At 61.1% G+C, this 25,279-nt stretch carries 18 protein-coding genes; 13 read left to right on the top strand and 5 right to left on the bottom strand.

Annotated features, from left to right (window positions below; all coding sequences use genetic code 11):
- Positions 1 to 11 precede the first annotated feature (11 nt).
- The 5 genes from KGA89_RS30010 (at position 12) to KGA89_RS29990 (ending at position 9,321) form a co-directional block, all read left to right on the top strand.
- Positions 12 to 3,191: an efflux RND transporter permease subunit gene (locus KGA89_RS30010; protein WP_003202298.1), complete on the top strand. Its 3,180-nt coding sequence runs from the start codon at positions 12 to 14 to the stop codon at positions 3,189 to 3,191.
- Positions 3,188 to 4,609: an efflux transporter outer membrane subunit gene (locus KGA89_RS30005; protein WP_003202299.1), complete on the top strand. Its 1,422-nt coding sequence runs from the start codon at positions 3,188 to 3,190 to the stop codon at positions 4,607 to 4,609. The genes KGA89_RS30010 and KGA89_RS30005 overlap by 4 nt, the downstream gene beginning before the upstream one ends.
- Before the next feature lie 328 nt (positions 4,610 to 4,937).
- Positions 4,938 to 5,996 (top strand): tetratricopeptide repeat protein, encoded by a 1,059-nt coding sequence (locus KGA89_RS30000; protein WP_223473240.1) that lies wholly within the window; start codon positions 4,938 to 4,940, stop codon positions 5,994 to 5,996.
- A gap of 152 nt (positions 5,997 to 6,148) precedes the next feature.
- Positions 6,149 to 7,651 (top strand): ATPase domain-containing protein, encoded by a 1,503-nt coding sequence (locus KGA89_RS29995; RefSeq protein WP_223473239.1) that lies wholly within the window; start codon positions 6,149 to 6,151, stop codon positions 7,649 to 7,651.
- Positions 7,648 to 9,321, top strand: a complete 1,674-nt coding sequence (locus KGA89_RS29990) for a response regulator (RefSeq protein ID WP_223473238.1) — start codon at positions 7,648 to 7,650, stop codon at positions 9,319 to 9,321. Before KGA89_RS29995 ends, KGA89_RS29990 begins: the two co-directional genes overlap by 4 nt.
- A gap of 164 nt (positions 9,322 to 9,485) precedes the next feature.
- Here KGA89_RS29990 and KGA89_RS29985 read toward each other — a convergent pair whose 3' ends face one another.
- Genes KGA89_RS29985 through KGA89_RS29965 form a run of 5 tightly spaced genes read right to left on the bottom strand, consistent with a single transcriptional unit; the run spans position 9,486 to position 16,023 of the window.
- Complete coding sequence (locus tag KGA89_RS29985) at positions 9,486 to 9,863, bottom strand: response regulator (RefSeq protein ID WP_003202304.1); 378 nt, start codon at positions 9,861 to 9,863, stop codon at positions 9,486 to 9,488.
- Positions 9,856 to 11,136 carry a hybrid sensor histidine kinase/response regulator gene (locus tag KGA89_RS29980; protein WP_013693472.1) on the bottom strand — a complete coding sequence of 427 codons (1,281 nt, stop codon included), beginning with the start codon at positions 11,134 to 11,136 and terminating at the stop codon, positions 9,856 to 9,858. Before KGA89_RS29980 ends, KGA89_RS29985 begins: the two co-directional genes overlap by 8 nt.
- Positions 11,137 to 11,141: 5 nt before the next feature.
- Positions 11,142 to 11,729, bottom strand: a complete 588-nt coding sequence (locus tag KGA89_RS29975; RefSeq protein WP_003202309.1) for a chemotaxis protein CheB — start codon at positions 11,727 to 11,729, stop codon at positions 11,142 to 11,144.
- Positions 11,726 to 12,541: a CheR family methyltransferase gene (locus KGA89_RS29970; RefSeq protein ID WP_003202312.1), complete on the bottom strand. Its 816-nt coding sequence runs from the start codon at positions 12,539 to 12,541 to the stop codon at positions 11,726 to 11,728. Before KGA89_RS29970 ends, KGA89_RS29975 begins: the two co-directional genes overlap by 4 nt.
- Positions 12,541 to 16,023 carry a response regulator gene (locus tag KGA89_RS29965; protein ID WP_223473237.1) on the bottom strand — a complete coding sequence of 1,161 codons (3,483 nt, stop codon included), beginning with the start codon at positions 16,021 to 16,023 and terminating at the stop codon, positions 12,541 to 12,543. Before KGA89_RS29965 ends, KGA89_RS29970 begins: the two co-directional genes overlap by 1 nt.
- A gap of 271 nt (positions 16,024 to 16,294) precedes the next feature.
- Here KGA89_RS29965 and KGA89_RS29960 point away from each other — a divergent pair, with 271 nt between their 5' ends.
- The 8 genes from KGA89_RS29960 to KGA89_RS29925 all read left to right on the top strand — a co-directional run bounded on the left by KGA89_RS29960 (position 16,295) and on the right by KGA89_RS29925 (position 25,143).
- The gene (locus tag KGA89_RS29960; RefSeq protein WP_003202315.1) at positions 16,295 to 16,669 is read left to right on the top strand and encodes a response regulator; all 375 of its coding nucleotides are present in this window, start codon (positions 16,295 to 16,297) and stop codon (positions 16,667 to 16,669) included.
- Positions 16,670 to 16,746: 77 nt separating this feature from the next.
- Positions 16,747 to 18,039 carry a glycosyltransferase gene (locus KGA89_RS29955; protein WP_223473236.1) on the top strand — a complete coding sequence of 431 codons (1,293 nt, stop codon included), beginning with the start codon at positions 16,747 to 16,749 and terminating at the stop codon, positions 18,037 to 18,039.
- Positions 18,040 to 18,108: 69 nt separating this feature from the next.
- A complete protein-coding gene (locus tag KGA89_RS29950; protein ID WP_003202319.1) occupies positions 18,109 to 19,014 on the top strand; it encodes an AraC family transcriptional regulator in 906 nt (301 codons plus the stop codon).
- Positions 19,015 to 19,354: 340 nt separating this feature from the next.
- Positions 19,355 to 20,665, top strand: a complete 1,311-nt coding sequence (locus KGA89_RS29945) for an ABC transporter substrate-binding protein (RefSeq protein ID WP_223473235.1) — start codon at positions 19,355 to 19,357, stop codon at positions 20,663 to 20,665.
- Between the two features lie 64 nt (positions 20,666 to 20,729).
- Positions 20,730 to 21,662: a carbohydrate ABC transporter permease gene (locus tag KGA89_RS29940; RefSeq protein ID WP_003202322.1), complete on the top strand. Its 933-nt coding sequence runs from the start codon at positions 20,730 to 20,732 to the stop codon at positions 21,660 to 21,662.
- Between the two features lie 10 nt (positions 21,663 to 21,672).
- On the top strand, positions 21,673 to 22,503 hold the full coding sequence (locus tag KGA89_RS29935; RefSeq protein WP_003202324.1) for a carbohydrate ABC transporter permease: 831 nt from the start codon (positions 21,673 to 21,675) through the stop codon (positions 22,501 to 22,503).
- A 39-nt stretch (positions 22,504 to 22,542) separates the two neighbouring features.
- On the top strand, positions 22,543 to 23,646 hold the full coding sequence (locus KGA89_RS29930) for an ABC transporter ATP-binding protein (protein ID WP_003202326.1): 1,104 nt from the start codon (positions 22,543 to 22,545) through the stop codon (positions 23,644 to 23,646).
- Positions 23,647 to 23,661: 15 nt separating this feature from the next.
- Positions 23,662 to 25,143 carry a mannitol dehydrogenase family protein gene (locus KGA89_RS29925; protein WP_027911597.1) on the top strand — a complete coding sequence of 494 codons (1,482 nt, stop codon included), beginning with the start codon at positions 23,662 to 23,664 and terminating at the stop codon, positions 25,141 to 25,143.
- Positions 25,144 to 25,279: the final 136 nt, after the last annotated feature.

Raw genomic sequence — 25,279 nt, 5'->3', positions numbered from 1 at the left:
CTGAATCCAAGATGAAATTTTCCCAGTTCTTCATTTCGCGGCCGATCTTCGCAGCAGTGCTTTCGCTGCTGATCCTGATCGCCGGCGCCATCTCGCTGTTCCAATTACCGATCAGCGAATACCCGGAAGTCGTGCCGCCGACCGTGGTCGTGCGCGCCAACTTCCCGGGCGCCAACCCCAAGGTCATCGGCGAGACTGTTGCCGCGCCCCTGGAACAAGCCATCACCGGCGTCGAGAACATGCTGTACATGTCCTCGCAATCCACCGCTGACGGCAAGATCACCCTGACCATCACCTTCGCCCTGGGCACCGACCTGGACAACGCCCAGGTGCAGGTGCAGAACCGCGTCACCCGGACCGAGCCCAAGCTGCCGGAAGAAGTGACCCGGATCGGCATCACGGTGGACAAGGCGTCGCCCGACCTGACCATGGTCGTGCACTTGACCTCGCCGGACAAACGCTACGACATGCTCTACCTGTCCAACTACGCCCTGCTCAACATCAAGGATGAGCTGGCGCGCCTGGGTGGTGTGGGTGATGTGCAGCTGTTCGGCATGGGTGACTACTCCCTGCGAGTCTGGCTGGATCCGAACAAGACCGCCTCGCGCAACCTGACCGCCACCGACGTGGTTACCGCGATCCGTGAACAGAACCGCCAGGTGGCGGCCGGCGCCCTGGGTGCACCGCCAGCGCCCAACGCCCAGGCTTTCCAGCTCTCGATCAACACCCAGGGTCGCCTGGTGAACGAGGAAGAGTTCGAGAACATCATCATTCGTTCCGGCGCCAACGGCGAGATCACTCGCCTGAAGGATATCGCCCGGGTCGAACTGGGTTCCAGCCAATACGCCCTGCGCTCGCTGCTGGACAACCAGCCGGCAGTGGCGATCCCGATCTTCCAGCGTCCGGGCTCCAACGCCATCCAGATCTCCAACGACGTTCGCGAGAAGATGGAAGAGTTGAAGAAGGGCTTCCCGGCCGGGATGGACTACAGCATCGTCTATGACCCGACGATCTTCGTCCGTGGCTCCATCGAGGCGGTGGTGCACACCCTGTTCGAAGCGCTGATTCTCGTGGTGCTGGTGGTGATCCTGTTCCTGCAGACCTGGCGCGCCTCGATCATTCCATTGGTGGCGGTGCCGGTTTCGCTGATCGGTACATTCGCGGTGATGCACCTGTTCGGCTTCTCGTTGAACGCCCTCTCGCTGTTCGGCCTGGTACTGGCGATCGGTATCGTGGTGGACGACGCGATCGTGGTGGTGGAGAACGTCGAGCGAAACATCGAACTGGGGCTCACCCCGGTGGAGGCGACCAAGCGCGCCATGGGCGAAGTGACCGGCCCGATCATCGCCACCGCCCTGGTGCTGTGCGCGGTATTCGTTCCGGCGGCGTTCATCAGTGGCCTGACCGGGCAGTTCTATAAGCAGTTCGCCCTGACCATTGCCATCTCCACGGTGATTTCGGCCGTCAACTCCCTGACCCTGTCGCCAGCCCTGGCTGCGGTATTGCTCAAGGGTCATGACGCGCCCAAGGACCGTTTCTCCAAGTTCCTCGACAAGCTCTTCGGTGGCTGGTTGTTCCGTCCGTTCAACCGCTTCTTCGAGCGCGCCAGCCACGGTTACGTGGGCACCGTCGCCCGAGTGATTCGTAGCAGCGGCATCGCCCTGGTGCTCTATGCGGGCCTGATGGTGTTGACCTTCTTCGGTTTCTCCACCACCCCGACCGGTTTCGTGCCCGGCCAGGACAAGCAATACCTGGTGGCCTTCGCCCAATTGCCGGACGCCGCGAGCCTGGACCGTACCGAAGACGTGATCAAGCGCATGTCGGACCTGGCCCTCAAGCAACCGGGCGTTGAAAGCGCCGTGGCCTTCCCGGGCCTGTCGATCAACGGTTTCACCAACAGCCCGAACGCCGGCATCGTGTTCGTGACCCTCAAGCCCTTCGACGAACGCAAGGACCCGAGCATGTCGGCCGGCGCCATCGCCGGTGCCTTGAACGGCCAGTACGCCGGGATCCAGGAAGCCTACATGGCGATCTTCCCACCGCCGCCGGTACAGGGCCTGGGTACGATCGGTGGTTTCCGCCTGCAAATCGAAGACCGGGGCAACCTGGGCTACGACGAGCTGTACAAAGAAACCATGAACATCATCACCAAGAGCCGCAGCGTGCCGGAACTGGCCGGGTTGTTCACCAGCTACACCGTGAACGTGCCGCAGGTCGATGCCGCCATCGACCGTGAAAAAGCCAAGACCCACGGCGTGGCCGTCAGCGACATCTTCGACACCCTGCAGATCTACCTGGGTTCGCTGTATGCCAACGACTTCAACCGCTTCGGTCGCACCTACCAGGTCAACGTCCAGGCCGAGCAGCAGTTCCGTCTCGAGTCGGACCAGATCGGCCAGCTCAAGGTGCGCAACAACCGTGGCGAGATGATCCCGCTGGCGACCTTCATCAAGGTCAGCGACACCTCGGGGCCAGACCGCGTGATGCACTACAACGGCTTCATCACCGCTGAAATCAACGGTGCCGCCGCCCCGGGCTACAGCTCCGGCCAGGCTGAAAAAGCCATCGAGAAACTGCTCAAGGACGAACTGCCCAACGGCATGACCTACGAGTGGACCGACCTGACCTACCAGCAGATCCTCTCGGGCAACACCGCACTGTTCGTGTTCCCGCTCTGCGTATTGCTGGCGTTCCTGGTGCTCGCGGCACAGTACGAAAGCTGGAGCCTGCCATTGGCGGTGATCCTGATCGTACCGATGACCCTGCTGTCGGCCATTACCGGGGTGATTCTCTCCGGCGGCGACAACAACATCTTTACCCAGATCGGCTTGATCGTACTGGTGGGGCTTGCCTGCAAGAACGCGATCCTGATCGTCGAGTTCGCCAAGGATAAACAGCTCGAAGGCATGAACCCGCTGGCGGCGGTGCTGGAAGCGTGCCGCCTGCGTCTGCGGCCAATCCTGATGACCTCCTTCGCCTTCATCATGGGCGTGGTGCCCCTGGTGTTCTCCAGTGGTGCCGGTGCGGAAATGCGTCATGCCATGGGTGTGGCGGTGTTCTCCGGGATGCTCGGCGTGACCTTCTTCGGCCTGCTGCTCACCCCTGTGTTCTATGTACTGATCCGCAACTTCGTCGAGCGCAGCGAGGCCCGCAAAGCGGCCCGGGCTTTGAAACTGGAGGCGCAACAATGAGTTTGAAAGCGTTCGTGCCGAGCTTGCTGGTGTTGGCCTTGAGTGCCTGCGCCGTGGGCCCGGACTACAAGGCCCCGCAAACGGAGGCGGCGAATATCACCACCGCCACCGACGGCGCCGCCGGCCAGAAGAATTTCGACCGTGCCCGGTTCGAAGGCATCTGGTGGCAGCAGTTCGACGACCCGACCCTTAACGCGTTGGTGACCCGTTCCCTGGAAGGCAACCGCGAGTTGCGCGTGGCCTTCGCCCGTTTGCGGGCCGCCCGGGCGATTCGCGATGACGCCAGCAATGACGCCATGCCGACCATCACCAGCCGTGCCAGCAGCAATCTGGGCAAAGGCCAGATCCCGGGACAGACCACCGACCGGGTCAATACCGAGCGTTACGACCTGGGCCTGGACATGGCCTGGGAACTGGACTTGTTCGGACGCATCCAGCGCAACCTGGAAGCCACCGATGCCAATCAGCAGGCGATCGAAGCCGATCTCTATCAGTTGCAGGTGACCATGATCGCCGAACTGGTGGACGCCTACGGTCAATTGCGCGGCGCGCAACTGCGGGAAAAGATCGCCCTGGCGAACCTCAAGAACCAGCAGGATTCGCGCAAGATCACCGAAAGCCTGCGTGATGCCGGCGTCGGCGATCAGCTCGATGTGGTGCGGGCCGATGCGCGCCTGGCCTCGGTGGAAGCCAGCGTGCCGCAGTTGCAGGCCGAACAGGTGCGTCAACGCAATCGCATCGCCACGTTGCTGGGCGAGCGTCCGGACAAACTCAGCGTGGACCTGAGCCCGAAACAGTTGCCGGCCATCGCCAAGGCCCTGCCCATCGGCGACCCGGGTGAACTGCTGCAACGGCGCCCGGACATTCTCAGTGCCGAACGCCAACTGGCCGCTGCCACGGCGCGCATCGGCGTGGCCAAGGCCGACCTGTTCCCACGGGTCAGCCTGAGCGGTTTCCTCGGCTTCACGGCTGGCCGCGGCTCGCAGATCGGCTCCTCGGCGGCCAACGCCTGGGCGCTGGGCCCGAGCATTACCTGGGCGGCTTTCGACCTGGGCAGCGTACGGGCTCGCTTGCGCGGTGCCGACGCCGAGGCGGACGGCGCCCTGGCGACCTACGAACAGCAAGTGCTGCTGGCTCTGGAAGAATCGGAAAACGCCTTCAGTGACTACGGCAAACGCCAACAACGGCTGATCTCGCTGATCCGCCAGAGTGAATCGAGCCGCGCCGCCGCCGACCTCGCCGAGATTCGCTACCGCGAAGGCACTGTGGACTTCCTCGTGCTGCTCGACGCCCAGCGCGAACGCCTGGCCGCCGAAGACACACAGGCCCAGGCCGAAGTGGACCTGTACCGCGGCATCGTCGCGATCTACAAGGCCCTGGGCGGCGGCTGGAAACCGGAAACCGTCGCCAGCAACTGATCCCCCTGCTCAACCGAGCTCCTTTGGTTGGCCGCAACCAGCCAAATTTTTGCCCCGCTTCTCATTTGGACGCGGGGCTTTTTTTCGGCTGGCGCTAACCTCCACCTCCTCTTGGAGGAGCACCCTGTGGGAGCAAAGCTTGCTCGCGATAGCAGTGTGTCAGTTGCATTGCTGCAAAATGTGCCACCCTCATCGCGGGCAAGCCTTGCTCCCACACTGACTCGGGCAAGCTTACCCTCGGCCCATGAGATGCTTCACAGGGTTTGACTCAAGCCCCCACCTGACCGAAGCTTGCGGCATTTCACGCTTCTGGTAATGGATTCCCTGCATGCTCTCGCCTCGCCGCCGCTATCTGCTCCTCAGCCTCTGTGTCCTGTTGGTGATTGGTCTTGTCGCGGTATGGCTACGCAGCACCACGCCGCAGATCCCTGAAGCGATCAAACGTGGCTACAGCGAAGCCTTGGGAAGCGCCCGCAACGGGCAGCCAGGGGCAGCGCGGATGCTTTACCAGCAATTGGGGCGTCCGGACCTTTCGCCCAAGCGCCGCGTGTGGCTGCACGCCGAACTGCCCAACTACCCCAGCCCCCAAGCTCTGAAGCTGGCGGACGCGGACCTGCACAGCGAATCACCGGACGTGCGTCGGGCCGCCATTGGCAGCATCGTCGGGCTGGTGCCGACGGGTCAGCGCAGCCTGTTGCTCGGCCCGCTCCTGGATGATGACGACCAGAATGTCCGGTTCGCCGCCGTGAACGCGCTGCTGGGCTTGTCGCCGGATGACCTCGGCCTGTATTTCGGGGCGATGCAGTTAGCCATCGACACCTGGGAACAGGTGCTCGAGGACGGTCCGAAAACCGCTGAGACCCACTACCAGCTCGCCCGGCTGCACCTGCACAACGCCGAACTGAAGAAAGCCCAACTGGCCCTTGAACAGGCCTTGCGCCTGCAACCGGACAACCTGCCGGCGCTGGTCATGCAGATCGAGGTGCTGGACAAACAGGGCCAAAGCGAAGCCGCGCGACTATTGCTCGCCCGACAGTTGCAAACCCAGCCCGCGTCGGCTTATCTGCAACATGCGCTGGGCATGTGGCTGCTGCAACACGGCCAGAACGAGTATGCGGTGCTCGGCTTGGCAAAAGCGGTGGAACTGGAGCCCGAGAACCGCCATTACCGCTATGACCTGGCGACCACCCTGCATGCCGAGCAGGAAGTGGAAGCGGCGCTGAAACAGCTGCAGGAAATTGTCCAGCGCTACCCCGCCGACCGCAAGGCACGGGTGCTGCTGATCAACTATTGGAAGGAGACCGGCCAGTTGCAGAATGTTCAAATCCTGCTGGCGCAACTTGAACAGTTGAACCCCGACGATCCGGCGCTGCAACAGGGTCTGTAGGCCCTTCGGTGCATGCCGAACGTTGTGCAATACACCGCGTTTTATCGATGTAAGCGGAACCGCCATCAGCGCCAAAGGTCAAGTGTTCAGGCAGTTGAATTCAGGCGTTACCCCGCCTGCTGCCCACTTCCCTAGTCATGAGAGGGCTATTTTTGTCTACATCTAACGAGTTGATCAGTGCAAAAGCCGCCACCGGCATCGAAGGACTGGACGATGTCCTTTCCGGTGGTTTGTCCCGCGGCCATGTGTTCCTGCTTGAGGGGGAACCGGGGACTGGTAAGACCACGGTCGCGCTGCATTTTCTGTTGGCCGGCGCCAAGGCTGGCGAGCGCTCGTTGTACATCACGCTATCGGAAACCGAGCGTGAACTGCGTCAGGGCGCAACCTCCCACGGGTGGACGCTGGACGACAACATTCATATTTTCGAACTGACCCCGCCCGAAAGCCTGCTCAATGCCGAGCACCAGCAGAGTCTGCTGTACTCCTCGGACCTGGAGCTGGGCGAAGCGACCCGACAGATCTTCGAAGTGGTCGAACGGGTCAAGCCGACCCGGGTGGTGCTCGACAGCCTGTCGGAGATTCGCCTGCTGGCGCAAAGCTCCTTGCGCTATCGTCGCCAGATCCTCGCGATCAAGCACTACTTCGTGCGCTACGACGCCACGATCCTGCTGCTCGACGACCTGACCACCGAGTCCCTCGACAAGACCGTCCACAGTGTCGCCCACGGGGTGATTCGCCTGGAAGAACTGACCCCCAGCTATGGCGCCGAGCGGCGGCGGATCCGGGTGGTCAAGTATCGCGGGCAGAAATACCGTGGTGGTTACCATGACTTCACCATCATGGGCGACGGCGTACACGTCTTCCCACGCCTGGTGGCCGCCGAACACCGTGGCCAATACCTTCGCCAGCAACTCTCCAGCGGCATCGGCGAAATGGACGCCCTGCTGGGTGGCGGTATCGAGACCGGTTCCAGCACGTTGATCCTCGGCCCGGCGGGGACCGGCAAGTCGCTGATAGCACTGATTTTTGCCGCAGCCGCCGTGCATCGCGGCGAGAAGGCCGCGCTGTTCATTTTCGATGAAGAACTGGGCTTGTTGTTCGAACGCATGAAAAACATCGGCATCGACCTGCAAGCCCTGCAAGGGACCGGCAACCTGCTGATCGAACAAGTGGACGCCGCCGAGCTGTCCCCTGGCGAGTTCTCCCACCGCGTGCGCCGTTGTGTCGATGAGGGCGATATCAAGACCGTGGTCATCGACAGCATCAATGGCTATCAGGCGGCCATGCCGGAAGAGAACGCCCTGGTCCTGCATATGCATGAATTGTTGCTCTACCTCAACCGCAAGGGCGCGGCGACCTTCATGACTGTTGCACAGCACGGTCTGGTCGGCGACATGCAGGCGCCCGTGGACATTACTTACCTGGCTGACACGGTGATTCTTTTGCGTTATTTCGAAGCAGTGGGCAAGGTGCGCCGGGCGATTTCCATCATCAAGAAACGCACGGGCAGCCATGAGTCTACCATCCGCGAATACCGCATCAGCGGCTTGGGCATGACCATCGGCGAGCCGCTCGAGGCGTTCCAAGGCGTCTTGCGAGGGGTTCCCACTTACATGGGCGAGAGCAACCCGCTGCTCAGGGATGAACACCGGTGACGCTGGCCGAGCCCCTGTTCGAGCGGGCGCTGATCCTCGCGCCGCTGGGACGGGACAGCCAGATCGCCTTGATGATCCTCAATGAGGCCGGTTTTGCCGGCCTCATCTGCCGTCATCTGGGCCATTTGTGCGAAGAACTGGAAAAAGGTGCCGGCCTGCTGGTGATTTCCTCGGAAGCCCTGGTGGGGCCCGATCTGGAAGCGCTGTTCCTGCACATCGAGCAGCAGCCGGCCTGGTCTGACCTGCCCATTGTCTTGCTGACCCATCACGGCGGCCCGGAACAGAACCCGGCGGCGCGTATCGGTACGCAACTGGGCAACGTGACCTTCCTTGAGCGCCCTTTCCACCCAGTCACCCTGATCAGCCTGGTGACCACCGCCCTGCGAGGCCGTCGAAGGCAGTACGAAGCCCGCGACCGCCTGATCGACCTGAGCAACAGCGAACTGCGCCTGCAAACCACCCTTGAAACCCTTGAACAGCAAGTGGAAGAACGCACCGCCCAGTTGCGCCATAACGAAGAAGCCCTGCGCCAGTCGCAGAAAATGGAAGCAGTCGGCCAACTCACCGGCGGTATCGCCCACGACTTCAACAACATGCTCACCGGGATCATCGGCAGCCTCGAGCTGCTGCGTCGGCGCCTGGCCCGGGGCCGCACCGAGGACCTGGACAGCCTCATCGACCTGGGCGTGACCTCTGCCAACCGCGCCGCCGGCCTGACCCATCGCCTGCTGGCGTTTTCCCGTCGGCAATCGCTGGACTCCAAGGCGGTCCAGATGAACACGCTGGTGTTGTCCATGGGCGAGCTGCTGCAACGCAGCCTCAACGAAAGCATCCGCCTGGACATGCAGCTGGACGAACAGCTCTGGATTGCCGAAGCCGACCCCAACCAACTGGAAAGCGCCCTGCTCAACCTGGTCCTCAACGCCCGGGATGCCATGCCCAATGGCGGGAACCTGGTGGTAAAGACCTGCAACCAGCACCTGGGCGCCGATTTCACCGACGCCTACACCAACCTGGAACCCGGCGACTATGTGGTGCTGAGCGTGCAGGACAGCGGTTGCGGCATGCCCGAAGCGATCATCGGTCGCGCGTTCGACCCGTTCTTCACCACCAAGCCAATCGGCCAGGGCACCGGGCTGGGCCTGTCGATGATCTATGGATTCAGCAAGCAATCGCGCGGGCATGTGACCATCGACAGCGAAGTCGACAAAGGCACCACTGTGAACCTTTACCTGCCGCGCTTTCGCGGTGAAGAAATCCACGAGCCCCAGGTCACCACGCCACACGCCCCGTATGCGCAGGACGGTGAGACCGTGCTGATCGTCGAGGACGATCCAGCGGTGCGAGTGCTGGTGAGCGCGGTGTTGAGCGAGCTGGGTTATGCCTTTGTGGAAGCGGCCGACGCCAACGGCGCAGTACCGATCCTCCAGTCAGGCCAACGCATCGACCTGCTGATCAGCGACGTGGGCCTGCCCGGCATGAATGGCCGGCAACTGGCTGAAATCGGCCGGCAGCTCCGCCCGGACCTGCCGATACTGTTCATCACCGGTTACGCGGAACATGCAGCCGTACGCGGCGGTTTCCTTGACCCGGGGATGCAGATGATCACCAAGCCGTTCACGTTTGATCTATTGACGGCCAAGGTCCGGGAGATGATCACGGTTCCTTGATTTTGTGGGAAGGCCCTTAACCCTGTGGAAAGGTCCTTGATTCTGTGGGAGCAAAGCTTGCTCGCGATGAAGTCGCCTCGGTTTCAGGAAGACCAAGTGGGCCTCATCGCGGGCAAGCCTTGCTCCCACAAAGCCTTGCCCAATCCAAACAATACTTATGAAACCTACGACAACATCGACTGCATGATGGCCTGCAGCTCATCCAGGTCGAACGGCTTGTCCAGGATCGGCGCCTTGCGGGTAATGGGGCTGTCAGTGTCGCGCACTTCCTGCGCGTAGCCACTGATGAAAATGACCTTCAGCTCGGGACGCAACTTGACCGCAGGCTCGGCGATCTGCACCCCGGAGATACCACCCGGCAGGCGGAAATCGGTAATCATCATGTCCAGATGAGGCTTGCTCGCCAGGATCTCGAACGCCTGGGCACCGTTTTCGGCCTGTAGCACCCGGTATCCCTCGCCCGACAGGTAGGCCGACAACACCATCAGGATCGACGGGTCATCCTCGACGATCAATACAACATCTTGCGCATCTTCACTCATGAGAAGCCTTTGTTCGATCAATAGCTGCTGATACGACCTTGGGGTCTCTCAGAGGTTGCGTCTGTTCGGCGGTTTTGTCCAAGACAGTTTTCTGCAAGGGCAGGCAAACACGAAACAACGCCCCTTCATTGAGGCGACTGTTGACCGTGATGGTCCCGCCATGAGCCGCGACAATCTGCTCGGAAATGAACAGCCCCAGCCCAAGGCCAGCAGCGGCCGCCTTGGACGATACGCGCTCGAACTGCTGGAAGATACGTTTCTGGTTTTCCTCGCTGATACCGATGCCATGGTCCTGGACCTCGATACAGGCGTGGTCGGGCGTCTTGTAGACGCGCACCTCGATCGGGCCCTTGCCACCGTAGCGCAACGCATTGGTCAACAAGTTCGAGATCACCTGCTCGATACGAAACTCATCCCAAAGCCCCTCCACCGACGGTTCGGCCAAGCAGGTCAACGAGCATTCGGCGACAGCGATCTGCGGCTGGAAATTGCGTAGCAGGTTTTCCACCAATGCCGTCAGGTTGAAGCGGGTCGGACGGATCGACAGCTTGCCGGTGCGAATCCGCGAGACATCCAGCATGTCCTCGATCAGCCGGATCAGGCTCTTGATCTGCCGCTCGTCGCGCTCGACCATCGCCCGCACCTTGTCCAGGCTGAAGGCTGCGGCGTTGTCCCGGGCCAGGTGCATCTTGCGCAACTGTGTCTCGAGGATAAGGCCATTGAGGGGCGTGCGCACTTCGTGGGCGACGATGGACATGAAGTCGTCACGCATGCGCACCGCTTGCTCCAGCTCGCCACGGGTGGCCTCCAGTTGCTGCAACAGAACCTCCTGCTCGCGGCGACTCTGCTCAAGGGCTACGACCTGCTCCTTCATGGCCTTTCGTTGACGGTACAACTCGACGAACACATTGACCTTGCTTTTGACCGCTTGGGTGTCCAGCGGCTTGTGCAGGAAGTCCACCGCACCGTTTTCATAACCGGTAAAGGCATAGTTGCGTTCACGACCTGCGGCACTGACGAAAATGATAGGGATGCTGCGGGTCTTCTCCGTGCCGCGCATCAGCTCGGCCAGTTGGAAACCGTTCATGTCCGGCATCTGCACATCGATGATGGCCAGGGCAAAGTCGTGTTGCAGCAGCAGGGACAGCGCTTCGTCCGCGGACAGGGCCTTGAAGACCTCGCGGTCGCCGCCCTTGATCAACGCTTCCAGGGCCAACAGATTCTCAGGCAGATCATCGACGATCAGCAGTTTGGCTTGAATATCTCTTGGCATGTGGTTCATTCCAGCCCGGCCAGCAATTGGCCGATGCCTTGCAAAGTAAGGATATGGTCGGGCTCGTGCAGGGCCAGCGCCGCCTCGGGCATGGTCGAGACCTGGGCTTCACCGGGGTCCTGGACCACCGTGATCCCCCCCAGCGCCCTGACCTTCGCCAAGCCACAGGCACCATCGTTGTTGGCGCCGGTCAGCACCACGGCCAGCAATTTCTGGCCGTAGACATCGGCGGCCGATTCAAACAACACATCGATGGACGGCCGCGAATGATGCACCGGCTCCTCCAGGCTCAACGACAGGCTACGGTCAGCCTCGACCGACAAGTGATAGCCGGGCGTGGCGACATACAAGGTGCCCGGCACGATGTCTTGCTTGTCCCGGGCTTCCTCCACCGGCACCGCCAGACGATGTCCGAAGACACGGGCCAGTTGGCTTTCGCGCTCGTCCGGCAAATGCAACACCACCAGGATGGGCACGCCAAAGCCTTTGCGCAGGTGTCCGAAGACCCTGAGCAGTGCCTCGACGCCACCGGCCGATGCACCGACGACAATGGCTTCGATGGGCGGATTGGATCTGTCCTTGGTCTGGTTCATAACTTGCGATAGATCCGTTCCTGTTTGACCAACGGTTCGAATCGATGGCCGTAAGCCGAGAAATCCAACGTCTCCTTACTGCCCAATACCAGGAAACCACGGTGACAAAGGGACTCATGAAACAGTCCAAACGCACGATCTTGTAGTTTCTTATTGAAATATATCAATACGTTACGACAGGAAATTAACTGAGTTTCTGAAAATACACTGTCGGTCGCCAGGCTGTGATCGGCAAAGGTCACGTTCTCGCACAGGGTTTTGTCGAACATCGCATAATCGTAGGCGGCGGTATAGTAATCGGCAAACGAGCGCCGGCCTCCGGCGGCCTGGTAGTTCTGGGTGTAGGTGCGCACGTTTTCCAGGGAAAAAATCCCCTGCTTGGCTTTTTCCAACGAGCGCGGGTTGATATCGGTGGCATAGATGAGCGTGCGGTCCAGCAGGCCTTCTTCGCGCAACAGGATCGCCATGGAGTAGACCTCCTCCCCCGTGCTGCAACCGGCGATCCAGATCTTGATCGAAGGATACGTCCTGAGCAGCGGCACGACTTCCTCGCGTATGGCCAGGAAATGCGAGGGGTCGCGAAACATCTCGCTGACCGGGATCGTCAGCAGTTGCAGCAGTTGCATGAACGCTCCCGGGTCGTGCAGCACGCGCTCCTGCAATGCCGAGATGGTCCTGCACTCGAACTGGCTCAGCGCATGGTGGACCCGGCGCTTGATGGACGCACCGGAATAGTCGCGAAAATCGTAGCTGTACTTGAGGTAGATCGCTTCGATCAACAAACGAAGTTCAATGTCGGTGTCACGTTCCACTAAATTCTTTCCATATTCGGCAACCACACGCGAATCAGCGAGAACAGACGATCCAGATCGATCGGTTTGGCCAGGTAGTCGTTGGAACCCGCCGCCAGGCAGCGTTCCTGATCATCCTTCATGGCCTTGGCCGTCACGGCAATAATGGGCAGCTTGCGCCAGCGCGGGTCCTTGCGGATCAGCGCGGTGGCTTCGAAACCGTCCATCTCCGGCATCATTACATCCATCAGCACCAGGTCGATGTCGTCGAATTCGTTCAGGCGATCGATCGCCTCCAGGCCGTTACGGCCGATGACAACGATCGCCCCCTTCGCCTCCAGGGCGCTGGTCAGGGCAAAGATGTTGCGCACATCGTCGTCCACCAGCAGCACCTTGCGGCCTTCAAACACCTTGTCGCGGCTGCGGGCGGTCTTGAGCATCCGCTGCCGTTCATGGGACAACCGGGATTCGACTTTGTGCAGAAAGAGTGTCACCTCGTCCAGCAGGCGCTCTGGCGAGCGGGCGCCCTTGATGATGATCGAGCGCGAATACTTGCGCAGTTCGGCCTCTTCATCGCGGGTCAGGTTGCGCCCGGTGTAGACGATCACCGGCGGGAAGGAACAGATGTCTTCACTGGACATGCGCTTGAGCAGGTCATTGCCGAGCATGTCCGGCAACTTGAGGTCGATGATCATGCAGTCGTAGACGTTGCTCCGCAGCAGGTCCAGGGCTTGCTGGGCCAGGCCAACGGCGGTGATCTCGATGTCATCGTCGCCGATCAGGCGGGTAATGCTATCGCGTTGCAGGTCATCGTCCTCCACCAGCAGCACCCGCTTGACCTTCTGGGTCAGCTTGGCTTCCAGGCGGGCGAACACATCCTTGAGTTCTTCGCGGGTGGTCGGCTTGACGGCATAGCCGATGGCGCCCATGTGCATGGCGGCTTCGACGCGGTCTTCGACGGAAATCACGTGCACCGGGATGTGCCGGGTTTCGGCCCGTTCCTTGAGCCGCTGCAACACCGTCAGCCCGGAATGATCCGGCAGGCGCATGTCCAAAAGGATCGCGTCGGGAGCCAGTTGCAAGGCCAGGTCGAAGCCTTCATCGGCACCGTGGGCCACCAGGCACTGGTAACCGAGCTCATGGGCCAGGTCGAACAGGATCCGGGCGAACTTGGGCTCGTCCTCGATCACCAGGATGCACCGGGTGTCGAACGGCGCCTTGTCGCGGTCGTCGGCAAATCGGGCAATCGACGTATCCACTTCAGCGATCAGCGGTGCCGGGGCGGCTTTGGGTGCAGCCGGCGCTGGCGCAGTGGCCGTCGGGGTGAACGTCATCGGTTCCATCGGCGAGTCCCCGGGCTCGACATAACGTTCAGGCATTACCAGCGTAAACACACTGCCCTGCCCCGGCTCGCTGGAAACGCAGATCGAGCCGCCCAGCAACGTGGCCAGGTCCCGGGAAATCGACAACCCCAGGCCGGTGCCGCCGTAACGACGATTGGTCGTGCCATCGGCCTGGCGGAACGCTTCGAAGATGCTTTGCTGCTGATCGGCGGCGATGCCGATCCCGGAGTCGCGCACCATGAACGCGATGCCCGAGCCCGGCTGCCCGGCCACCGACAGGCTGACGGTGCCTTGCTCGGTGAACTTCACGGCATTGGACAGCAGGTTCTTGATCACCTGCTCCAGGCGCTGGCGATCGGTGTAGAGCATCGCCGGCGCATCGGGCAATACCTGGACCTCGAACCCCAGGCCCTTGTCGGCTGCCAACGGCTCGAGCATGTCCCGCAGGCCTTCCACCAGACGCTGCACGCTGGTGTTTTCCGGGCGCACTTCCAGCTTTCCGGCCTCGACCTTGGAGATGTCGAGAATATCGTTGATCAGGTTCAACAGGTCGTTGCCGGCGGAGTAGATCGACTCGGCAAACTTGACCTGTTCCTCGCTGAGGTTCTGCTGCGGGTTTTCCGACAGCAGCTTGGACAGGATCAGCGAGCTGTTGAGCGGCGTGCGCAGCTCGTGGGACATGTTGGCCAGGAACTCGGATTTGTACTTGCTCGAACGCTGCAACTCTTCGGCGCGCTCCTGCAACTGGATCTGGGCCAGGTTCAGCTCGCTGTTCTTCTGGTCCATGGCGTCGCGCTGCTCGGCCAATTGCTCGTTGGTCTGCTCCAGCTCCTGTTGCTGGGCTTCCAGGTGGGCCTGGGACTCCTTGAGAATGCGCGACTGCTCTTCCAGTTCCTCGTTGGCGGTCTTGAGCTCTTCCTGCTGCACTTGCAGTTCTTCGTTCAACTGCTGGGTTTCGGCCAGCACTTCCTGCAAGCGCTGGCGATAACGAGCGGCCTCGATGGAGGTGCCAATATTGCCGGAAATCAGCTCCAGCAGCTCAATGTCGCGCTCGGTCAATGGCCGCAGGAAGCCCAACTCGATGACACCGTTGATCCGGTCATCGTCACTGGTGGGCGCTACCAGCACGCTGTTGGGCAGCCCTTGTCCCAATCCGGAGCTGACTTTCAGGTAATCGTCCGGTACGTCATCCAGGCGAATGAGACGCCCCTGTTGCACGGCCTGGCCGGCGATGCCTTCACCGTCGACAATCTTCTGCTGCTGCGCGTCATCCTCCCGGGACAAACCATAGGTGGCGACGCGCTTGAGCACGCCATTTTCTTCTCGCACATAGAGCGCAGCGACCGCCACATCCAGGTACTTTGCACAGAACTGCAAGATGTTGCGGCCCAACAGGTTCAGGGACAACTGCCCCAGGACCTGCTCGGCCAACTGCGTCTGGCCATTGCGCAACCAAGCCTGCTTCTCCAGGTGCAAGGCGCTGCGTTGCTGGACCTTCAGGCTGGCGCCGTAGCTCTCGGACAAGCTCAACAGATCCCGGCGGCCGACGTAGGCCAGCAACCCACTGACTGCGGCGACGAACAGCAGGTACAGGGCAATGCTCCAGACAGTGGTGGTGCGCACGTCCTGGCTACGCGCCGCACGCAGTTGCTGCTCGGTATCGACGATTTCCTCGAAGGTTTGGCGGATCTCGTCCGTCAAGCGCTTGCCGCGCCCGGACCTCACCGCACTCCGGTAATCCCCGCTGCTGCGTTGCAGGTCGATCAAGCCCTGGGCGTACTTGGACCATTCCGCCTGGATCGCTTGTATCTTGTGCAGCCGGTCGGTCTGGACGGGGTTGTCGGCTGTCAATTCCAGCAGTGTATCCAACGCGACGGCGATCCGCGGCTTGGCCACTTCATAGGGCTCGAGAAAGTGCTCGTCACCGTTCAACAGGTAGCCACGCATGCCGGTTTCCAGGTCCACGCTCAGCTTGAGCGCCTCATTGGCATTATTGATCACCCGGTCGGTATGCCCGACCCACTGGATCACCGACAGCAAGTACGTGACAAGGATGATGAAAAACACCGAGCTGAGGGCGCCCATGCCCAGCGGCAGGCTGATATTGCGGCTCAGGAGCTTGCGAAAACTTTGCTCGTCGACCGAAGACGAAGGAGTCATGGAAAGGGCCTTGGTGGACAGTTGAAAACCGTGGAGTTTGCCCGAAAAACGGCGCTTGGATCCACATTATCTGACGAGTCAAAGGCGCAACTCCCGCGACGATCTACCTTGTAGCAAGGAAGCGACTATCCTTGTCAGCTCTTGTACTATAGATCCTTTCTTGTACAACCTTGGGAACTTGTGCCGCCTCGGTACTTACTCATGAAAGAGGCTCATGAAAGAGACTTTTTTTCGAGTCTCCCTCCCGCTCCCTTCTTCGAGAATGTCTACTATGTCCACCCCTCCTCCTCCTGCCACCCAGTCCACCATCCTGGTCGTCGAAGACGATGACATTGTGCGGATGTTAATCGTCGACGTGCTGGAGGAGCTGGAATACCAGGTGCTGGAGGCGGATGGTTGTGAGCAGGCGCTGGCATTTTTGCACAACGACGCGCAGCCCATCGCACTGATGATGACTGACGTCGGCCTGCCGGTCATGGATGGGCGCGAATTGGCGAAACAGGCCCGAGCCGTGCGACCACAACTGCCTGTGCTGTTTGCCAGCGGTTATGCCGAAAGCATCGATGTGCCTGAAGGCATGTCGGTGATCGGCAAGCCCTTCTCCATCGATCAGTTGCGAGACAAGGTCAAACGCATTCTTTCTTGAGCCGGATCGTATTCTTGGTCACTATCGGCGCCCCGCGCGCCGATGGCGCCTGATTCGCTTCGAGGAACTCCCAGCTCATGCATCACCCCACCGCCACCAAGGTCCTGGTCATCGGCTATGTCTGGCCCGAACCGCGCTCATCGGCTGCCAGTGGGCATGTCATGCAGATCCTCGACACGTTCCTCGGGCAAGGCTGGGGCATCACTTTCAGCAGTCCGGCAGGTCCAGGCGAACACCGCGCCGACCTGCTCGCGCTGGGTATCCGCGAAGTGCCGATCGAACTCAATAGCAGCAGCTTCGACGCCTTCATCAGCGAGCTGGCGCCGGACATCGTGCTGTTCGACCAATTCATGATGGAAGAACAGTTCGGCTGGCGGGTCGAGAAGCACTGCCCCGGCGCCCTGCGGGTGCTGGAGACGTCAGACTTGCAGAGCCTGCGCCACGCTCGGCACCAGCGTTTGAAGGACCGCCTGAAACACGATGAGGCTGGCGAGGATTTCAGCGACCTCTTCGCCCCGGCCCTGGGCGAGGAGTTCCAGCGGATGGCCGATACCGACCTGGCCAAGCGGGAAATCGCTGCTTTGTACCGCTGCGACCTCAACCTGATGGTGTCCGAGGTTGAAATCGAACTGTTGGTGGAGCACTTCAAGTTGCCCCGTAACCTGCTGCACTGGTGCCCGTTGATGCTGGACCTGCCCGGCGAGCCGCCGGTACCGTTCAAGGACCGGGCGCATTTCCTGAGCATCGGCAACTTTCGCCACGCGCCGAACTGGGACGCCGTGCTCTGGATGAAAAACGCCATCTGGCCATTGATCCGCCAACAATTACCCGGCGCGCAACTGCACCTGTACGGCGCCTACACCCCGCCCAAGGCCGCCGCGCTGCATAACCCGGCCCAGGGCTTTCACATCATGAACTGGGCCGAGGACGCCTTGCAGGTGATGTCGGCGGCACGCATCTGCCTGGCGCCGCTGCGTTTCGGCGCTGGCATCAAGGGCAAGCTGATCGACGCCATGCTCTGCGGTACCCCCAACGTCACCACACCCGTGGGGGCCGAAGCCATGCACGGCGACATGCCCTGGCCCGGTGCGATTGCCCAGAGCGCCGAAGGCATCGCCAATGCGGCGGTGCAGTTGTATCGCGACCAGGCGCGCTGGACCCAGGCCCAGGATGCGGGCCTCACTTTGCTTGCCAGCCGCTACCGGCAACAGGTGCATGGTCCGGCGCTGATCGACAGCCTCAACGCTTGCCGGGTGGACCTGGCGCAACGACGCCGGGACAACTTCACCGGCAGCATGCTGCGTCACCACCAGCACAAAAGCACTCAATACATGTCCCAGTGGATCGAAGAAAAAAACCGCAACGGTTAGACGTCAGAGTGGCAGCCGCCTGGCGAAGGGGGCATTATCCGATGGCGATAACAATAAAAGCGCCAGGCCATGACCCGAACAGCCAGAATCACCGACCCCTCCTACGAGTTGATGGACGACCATAACGGGTTGTCCATCATCTACCGTCAGCACGGTTTTCCCTGCCCGCTGGTGCGCTGGCATTTCCACAAGGAATACGAGTTGCACTTGATCGTCGCCAGCTCCGGCAAAGTGTTCATTGGAGACTACATCGGCAACTTCTATCCCCAGTCGCTGTTCCTCACCGGCCCCAACCTGCCCCATAACTGGATCAGCCAGGTGGCCGAGGACGAAGTGGTGCACAAGCGCGACATGCTGGTGAACTTCACTGATGAGCTGTTCGAAAGCGGCCACCAGGTATTCGCCGAACTCAAGACGGTCGCACCGCTGCTCGAACGTGCCCAATACGGCATCGAGTTCCGCTGCAAGCGCACCATCCGCCAGGCCATGACCCTGATGCAGCGCATCGCCGATTCCCAAGGCATGAGCCGCCTGGGGCATTTTTTCATCCTGATGGAGCTGCTGGCCGCCACGGATGACTACCAACTGCTTTCCGGCGCGACCTCTGCGCAAGCGGCGGACGAACACAGCGTCGACCGCACCAACCGCGCGGTGGACTACATCTTTGCCCACTACGCCCGGGAACTGTCCCTGGAAGAAGTGGCCGAGCACCTGGGCATGAAACCCACCTATTTCAGCCGGGTGTTCAAACAGGCCACCGGTCGCTGCTTCATTGAATTCGTCAATCGCCTGCGCATCAGCAAATCCTGCGAGTTGCTGGCCGACGGCGATAAACCGGTGACAGACGTGTGCTTCGAATCGGGTTTCAACAACATTTCCAATTTCAACCGGCGTTTCCAGCAGCTCAAGGGCATGACCCCGTCCCACTACCGGCGGCTGGCGGTGCAGCGATTGACCGAGCAGAACCAGGGCTGAGAATCTCGAATCATTTCTGTGACGGGATTTATGTAGGAGCAAGGCTTGCCCGCGATGCAGGCGCCTCGGTTCCCCAAGAGACCGCGTCATCTTCATCGCGGGCAAGCCTTGCTCCCACAAAGCGGGGCGATGCGACATTTCGATAAATCCTCTCGCCACAGGGTCCTTTGTTTGGCTTGAACCCTCATCAGTGCAAAAAAGTATCAGCACAAGTGCGACGGATGATTTGTCACGCCGTCCATTGAGGGCTGTAATCAGCGCACATTCTTCCCTTCATCCGGAAGACACAAAAACAATAACTGTCCTTCTGCAGCCTTCGGGCGCGGAAAAGGAGTGCGCGATGAAACCTTCGGTAAAAGCTCTGCTTGTCTCCACCTGCATGACCCTCAGCAGCGTCAGCTTTGGCGCACAGACCCTCACCATTGCCACCGTCAACAACAGCGACATGATCCGCATGCAAAAGCTCTCGAAAACCTTCGAGGCCGAGCACCCGGACATCAAGCTCAACTGGGTGGTGCTCGAAGAAAACGTCCTGCGCCAGCGCCTGACCACCGACATCGCCACCCAGGGCGGACAGTTCGACGTGCTGACCATTGGCATGTACGAAGCTGCACTCTGGGGTGCCAAGGGCTGGCTGGAGCCGATGAAAGACCTGCCGGGCTCCTACGACCTGGACGACGTTTTCCCTTCCGTGCGCGATGGTTTGTCGGTCAAAGGCTCGCTGTACGCCCTGCCGTTCTATGCCGAAAGCTCGATCACCTATTACCGCACGGACCTGTTCAAGGACGCCGGGCTGACCATGCCCGAACACCCGACCTGGACCCAGATCGGTGAGTTCGCTGAAAAACTCACCGATAAATCCAAGGAACAATATGGCCTGTGCCTGCGGGGCAAGGCTGGTTGGGGCGAGAACATGGCGCTCATCACCACCCTGGCCAACGGTTATGGCGCGCGCTGGTTCGATGAGAAGTGGCAGCCGCAATTCAATGGCCCCGAGTGGAAAGACGCACTCAATTTCTATGTCGACAACATGAAGAAATCCGGCCCGCCGGGTGCTTCCAGCAACGGTTTCAACGAAAACCTGGCGCTGTTCAACAGCGGCAAATGCGCGATCTGGGTGGATGCCAGCGTCGCCGGTTCGTTCGTCACCGACAAGACCCAGAGCAAGGTGGCCGATCACGTTGGATTCACCTTCGCCCCCCACGAAAAAACCGACAAGGGCACTTCGTGGATGTACTCCTGGTCCCTGGCCATCCCGACCAGTTCCAAAGCCAAGGACGCAGCTACGGTCTTTACCACCTGGGCGACGTCCAAGGAATACAGCCAATTGGTCGCCAAGACTGATGGCATTGCCAACGTACCGCCAGGCACCCGCACCTCGACCTACAGCGACGAGTACATGAAGGCCGCGCCGTTTGCCAAGGTGACCCTGGAGTCGTTGAAAGTCGCCGACCCGAAAGCGCCAACCCTCAAGCCTGTGCCCTACATCGGCATCCAGTTGGTGACCATTCCCGAGTTCCAGGCCATCGGCACCCAGGTGGGCAAGTTCTTTTCCGGCGCACTGACCGGCCAGCAGACCGTGGACCAGGCGTTGACCGCCGCGCAGTCCACCACCGAACGCGAGATGAAACGCGCTGGGTATCCCAAGTAGTCGGCTCATTGAGGCCCGCTCCCACAGTGGATCTTCATAGGCCCGCAAAAATCGGTTCAATGCCATGAATAGCTCAACAACAACTGCCAAAGCCCCCATCGAGATTGCCCCGCCGGCACGCAAGATCCGCCTGGCGAACCCCGGTTGGTTCCTGGTCAGTCCTTCAGTGGCCTTGTTGCTGCTGTGGATGATCGTGCCGCTGGGCATGACCGTCTACTTCTCGATGATCCGCTACAACCTGCTCTACCCCGGCGAAAACGAATTCGTCGGGCTGGAGAACTTCACCTACTTCCTGACCGACTCGGGTTTCATGCCCGGTGCCACCAACACCCTGTTGCTGGTGGGCAGCGTGCTGCTGATCAGTATCGTGCTGGGGGTGTTGATCAGCGCGCTGCTGGAGGCCAGTGAGTTTTTTGGTCGCGGCATCGTCCGTGTGCTGCTGATCTCGCCGTTCTTCATCATGCCCACCGTCGGCGCGCTGATCTGGAAGAACCTGATCTTCCACCCGGTCTCGGGCATCCTCGCCTCGGTGTGGAAACTATTCGGCGCCCAACCGGTGGACTGGCTCGCCCACTATCCGCTGCTGTCGATCATCATCATCGTGAGTTGGCAATGGCTGCCCTTCGCGATCCTGATCCTGATGACCGCCATGCAGTCGCTGGACCAGGAACAGAAAGAAGCCGCGCGCCTGGACGGTGCCGGCCCGATTGCGATCTTCTGGCACCTGACCCTGCCGCACCTGGCCCGCCCGATTGCCGTGGTGCTGATGATCGAGACGATCTTCCTGCTGTCGGTGTTCGCCGAGATCTTTACCACCACCAACGGTGGCCCCGGCTACGCCTCCACCAACCTTGCCTACCTGATCTACAACCAGGCGCTGGTGCAGTTCGACGTCGGCATGGCTTCGGCCGGTGGCCTGATTGCCGTGGTCATTGCCAATATCGCCGCCATCATCCTGGTCCGGATGATCGGCAAAAACCTCACCGACAAGAACTGAGGCCGTCGCCATGACTCTTCAACAATCCCGTCGCCTGCAAAGCCTGCTGCTGGGCACGCTGGCCTGGGCCATCGCGATCCTAATCTTCTTCCCGATCTTCTGGATGGTGCTGACCAGCTTCAAGACTGAAATCGACGCGTTCGCCACGCCACCGCAGTTCATCTTCACGCCCACGCTGGAGAACTACCTGCACATCAACGAGCGCAGCAACTACTTCAGCTTCGCCTGGAACTCGGTGGTGATTTCCTTCAGCGCCACCGCCCTGTGCCTGCTGATTGCGGTGCCGGCGGCCTACTCCATGGCGTTCTATGAAACCCAGCGCACCAAAGGCACGTTGCTGTGGATGCTCTCCACCAAGATGCTGCCGCCAGTGGGCGTGCTGATGCCGATCTACCTGCTGGCCAAGCAATTTGGCCTGCTGGACACGCGTCTCGCGTTGATCGTCATCTACACGTTGATCAACCTGCCCATCGTGGTCTGGATGATTTACACCTACTTCAAGGACATTCCCCGCGACATCCTCGAGGCCGCACGCCTGGATGGCGCCACGCTGTGGCAGGAGATGGTCCGCGTGCTGCTGCCGATTGCCAAGGGCGGCCTGGCCTCCACTGTGCTGCTGTCACTGATCCTGTGCTGGAACGAGGCCTTCTGGTCGCTGAACCTCACCTCCTCCAAGGCCGCGCCGCTGACGGCGTTGATTGCCTCCTATTCCAGCCCGGAAGGTTTGTTCTGGGCCAAATTGTCGGCCGTCTCGACCCTGGCCTGCGCGCCGATCCTGATCTTCGGCTGGATCAGCCAGAAACAGCTGGTGCGCGGTTTGTCCTTCGGCGCGGTGAAATAACGCGCCCTACCCAATAATCAGAAGTGGAGGCCCATCATCATGGCCAACCTGAAAATCAAGAATCTGCAAAAGGGTTTCGAAGGCTTCTCCATCATCAAGGGCATCGACCTTGAGGTGAACGACCGCGAGTTCGTGGTCTTCGTCGGCCCGTCGGGCTGTGGCAAGTCCACGCTGCTGCGGCTGATCGCCGGCCTTGAAGAAGTCAGTGACGGCACCATCGAACTGGATGGCCGGGACATTACCGAAGTCAGCCCGGCCAAGCGTGACCTGGCGATGGTGTTTCAGACCTACGCCTTGTACCCGCACATGAGCGTGCGCAAGAACATGTCCTTCGCCCTGGACCTGGCCGGCGTGCCCAAGGCCGAGGTCGAGAAGAAGGTCAACGAAGCGGCGCGCATCCTTGAGCTGGGGCCGATGCTCGAGCGCAAGCCCAAGCAACTGTCTGGCGGCCAGCGCCAGCGTGTAGCGATTGGCCGGGCCATCGTGCGCAACCCGAAAATCTTCCTGTTCGACGAACCCCTGTCCAACCTCGACGCGGCCCTGCGGGTGCAGATGCGCCTGGAACTGGCACGCCTGCACAAAGAGTTGCAGGCGACCATGATCTACGTGACTCACGACCAGGTCGAAGCCATGACCCTGGCCGACAAGGTGGTGGTGCTCAATGGCGGGCGCATCGAACAGGTCGGTTCACCGCTGGAGCTGTATCACCAGCCAGCCAACCTGTTTGTCGCCGGGTTCCTCGGCACGCCGAAAATGGGCTTTCTCAAAGGCAAGGTCACCGGCCTGGACAGTCAGGGCTGTGAAGTGCTGCTGGACGCCGGCACCCGTATCAGCCTGCCCTTGAGCGGTGCCAGCCTGAGCGTCGGCGGCGCGGTGACCCTGGGGATTCGCCCCGAACACCTGAATCTGGCGCAACCGGGTGATTGCACCCTGCAAGTCACCGCCGACGTCAGCGAGCGGCTGGGCAGCGACACCTTCTGTCACGTCGTCACGGCCTCCGGCGAAGCCTTGACCATGCGCGTTCGCGGCGACCTGGCGAGCCGTTTCGGCGAGCAACTGAGCCTGCACCTGGACGCTGAACACTGCCACTTATTCGATGCCGAGGGCGTTGCGGTGACCCGCGCGCTGCGCGCCGCCGCCTGATTGCCGAGACCTGCGATGAAACTCAACCGACAAAACCTGCACAACCTCAACCCTGGCGTCGCCCTGCCCGCCTACCCTTTGGGCGACGTCCGCCAGGGCATCGCCCACATCGGCGTCGGCGGTTTCCACCGGGCGCACCAGGCCTATTACACCGACGCGCTGATGAATACCGGCGCCGATCTGGACTGGGCCATCTGCGGCGTGGGCCTGCGGGCCGAGGATCGCCGTGCCCGGGATGACCTGGCCGGCCAGGACTACCTGTTCACCCTGTACGAACTGGGCGACACCGATGACACCGAAGTTCGCGTGATCGGCGCGATCAATGACATGTTGCTGGCTGAAGATGGCGCCCAGGCGCTGATCGACAAACTCGCCGATCCGCAGATCCGCATCGTCTCGCTGACCATCACCGAGGGCGGCTATTGCATCGACGACAGCAACGGTGAGTTCATGGCCCACTTGCCGCAGATCCGGCACGACCTGGCCCATCCTGACGCGCCGAAAACCGTCTTCGGTTTCCTCTGCGCCGCCCTGGCCAAGCGCCGCGCGGCCGGCACCCCGGCGTTCACACTGATGTCCTGCGATAACCTGCCTCACAACGGCGCCGTGACTCGCAAGGCGCTGCTGGCCTTCGCCGCGCTGCGCGATGCGGAGCTGGGGCAATGGATCGACCGCAACGTCAGTTTCCCCAACGCCATGGTCGATCGCATCACGCCCATGACCAGCGTGGCCCATCGCCTGCAACTGCATGATGAACATGGCATCGACGACGCCTGGCCGGTGGTCTGCGAACCGTTCGTGCAATGGGTCCTGGAAGACAAGTTCGTCAACGGTCGCCCGGCCTGGGAAAAGGTCGGCGTGCAGTTCACCGATGACGTCACCCCCTATGAAGAGATGAAGATCAAGCTGCTCAACGGCAGCCACCTGGCGTTGACCTACCTGGGCTTTCTCAAGGGTTATCGCTTCGTCCACGAGACCATGAACGATCCGCTGTTCGTGCGTTACATGCGCGCCTACATGGACCTGGACGTGACGCCGCAACTGGCGCCAGTGCCGGGCATCGACCTGACCGACTACAAGAACACCCTGGTGGAGCGTTTTTCCAACCAGGCCATTGCCGACCAGTTGGAACGGGTCTGTTCGGACGGCTCGTCGAAGTTTCCAAAATTCACGGTGCCGACCATTAACCGCTTGATCGCCGACGGTGGCGAAACCCGCCGCGCGGCGCTGGTGGTGGCCGCCTGGGCCGTGTACCTGAAGGGCGTTGACGAGAACGGCGTGACGTATTCAATCCCGGACCCACGGGCAGCGTTCTGCCAGGCACTGGTGGCTGACGATGCGCTGGTGACCCAGCGGGTGCTGGAGGTGGAAGAAATCTTTGGCACCGCCATTCCCCGCTCGCCGGAGTTCGTGGCAGCATTCGAATGGTGCTGCAACAGCTTGCGCGAACACGGGGTAACGCGAACGCTTGAGCGGATACTGACTGACGTGAACTGAGGTTTAATCGTTCCCACGCTCTGCGTGGGAACGCCTCGACGGACGCTCCGCGTTCGGCTTCTTGGGGACGCGGAGCGTCCCGTGCTGCATTCCCACGCAGAGCGTGGGAACGATCTGACCACTCAGGGGTTTTTCC

It is taken from the genome of Pseudomonas sp. A-RE-22 (assembly GCF_019956035.1).
GTDB classification, from domain to species: Bacteria; Pseudomonadota; Gammaproteobacteria; order Pseudomonadales; family Pseudomonadaceae; genus Aquipseudomonas; species Aquipseudomonas brassicacearum.
The sequence above is the reverse complement of the archived record's forward strand: the minus strand, read 5'-3'. Positions and strand labels throughout refer to the sequence as shown.

Excerpts from the sequence above, each read along its gene's own strand:
- KGA89_RS30010 (WP_003202298.1), top strand. The coding sequence starts at position 12 with ATGAAATTTTCCCAGTTCTTCATTTCGCGGCCGATCTTCGCAGCAGTG.
- KGA89_RS30005 (WP_003202299.1), top strand. The coding sequence starts at position 3,188 with ATGAGTTTGAAAGCGTTCGTGCCGAGCTTGCTGGTGTTGGCCTTGAGT.
- KGA89_RS30000 (WP_223473240.1), top strand. The coding sequence starts at position 4,938 with ATGCTCTCGCCTCGCCGCCGCTATCTGCTCCTCAGCCTCTGTGTCCTG.
- KGA89_RS29985 (WP_003202304.1), bottom strand. The coding sequence starts at position 9,863 with ATGAGTGAAGATGCGCAAGATGTTGTATTGATCGTCGAGGATGACCCG.
- KGA89_RS29980 (WP_013693472.1), bottom strand. The coding sequence starts at position 11,136 with ATGCCAAGAGATATTCAAGCCAAACTGCTGATCGTCGATGATCTGCCT.
- KGA89_RS29975 (WP_003202309.1), bottom strand. The coding sequence starts at position 11,729 with ATGAACCAGACCAAGGACAGATCCAATCCGCCCATCGAAGCCATTGTC.
- KGA89_RS29965 (WP_223473237.1), bottom strand. The coding sequence starts at position 16,023 with ATGACTCCTTCGTCTTCGGTCGACGAGCAAAGTTTTCGCAAGCTCCTG.
- KGA89_RS29960 (WP_003202315.1), top strand. The coding sequence starts at position 16,295 with ATGTCCACCCCTCCTCCTCCTGCCACCCAGTCCACCATCCTGGTCGTC.
- KGA89_RS29955 (WP_223473236.1), top strand. The coding sequence starts at position 16,747 with ATGCATCACCCCACCGCCACCAAGGTCCTGGTCATCGGCTATGTCTGG.
- KGA89_RS29950 (WP_003202319.1), top strand. The coding sequence starts at position 18,109 with ATGACCCGAACAGCCAGAATCACCGACCCCTCCTACGAGTTGATGGAC.
- KGA89_RS29945 (WP_223473235.1), top strand. The coding sequence starts at position 19,355 with ATGAAACCTTCGGTAAAAGCTCTGCTTGTCTCCACCTGCATGACCCTC.
- KGA89_RS29940 (WP_003202322.1), top strand. The coding sequence starts at position 20,730 with ATGAATAGCTCAACAACAACTGCCAAAGCCCCCATCGAGATTGCCCCG.
- KGA89_RS29935 (WP_003202324.1), top strand. The coding sequence starts at position 21,673 with ATGACTCTTCAACAATCCCGTCGCCTGCAAAGCCTGCTGCTGGGCACG.
- KGA89_RS29930 (WP_003202326.1), top strand. The coding sequence starts at position 22,543 with ATGGCCAACCTGAAAATCAAGAATCTGCAAAAGGGTTTCGAAGGCTTC.
- KGA89_RS29925 (WP_027911597.1), top strand. The coding sequence starts at position 23,662 with ATGAAACTCAACCGACAAAACCTGCACAACCTCAACCCTGGCGTCGCC.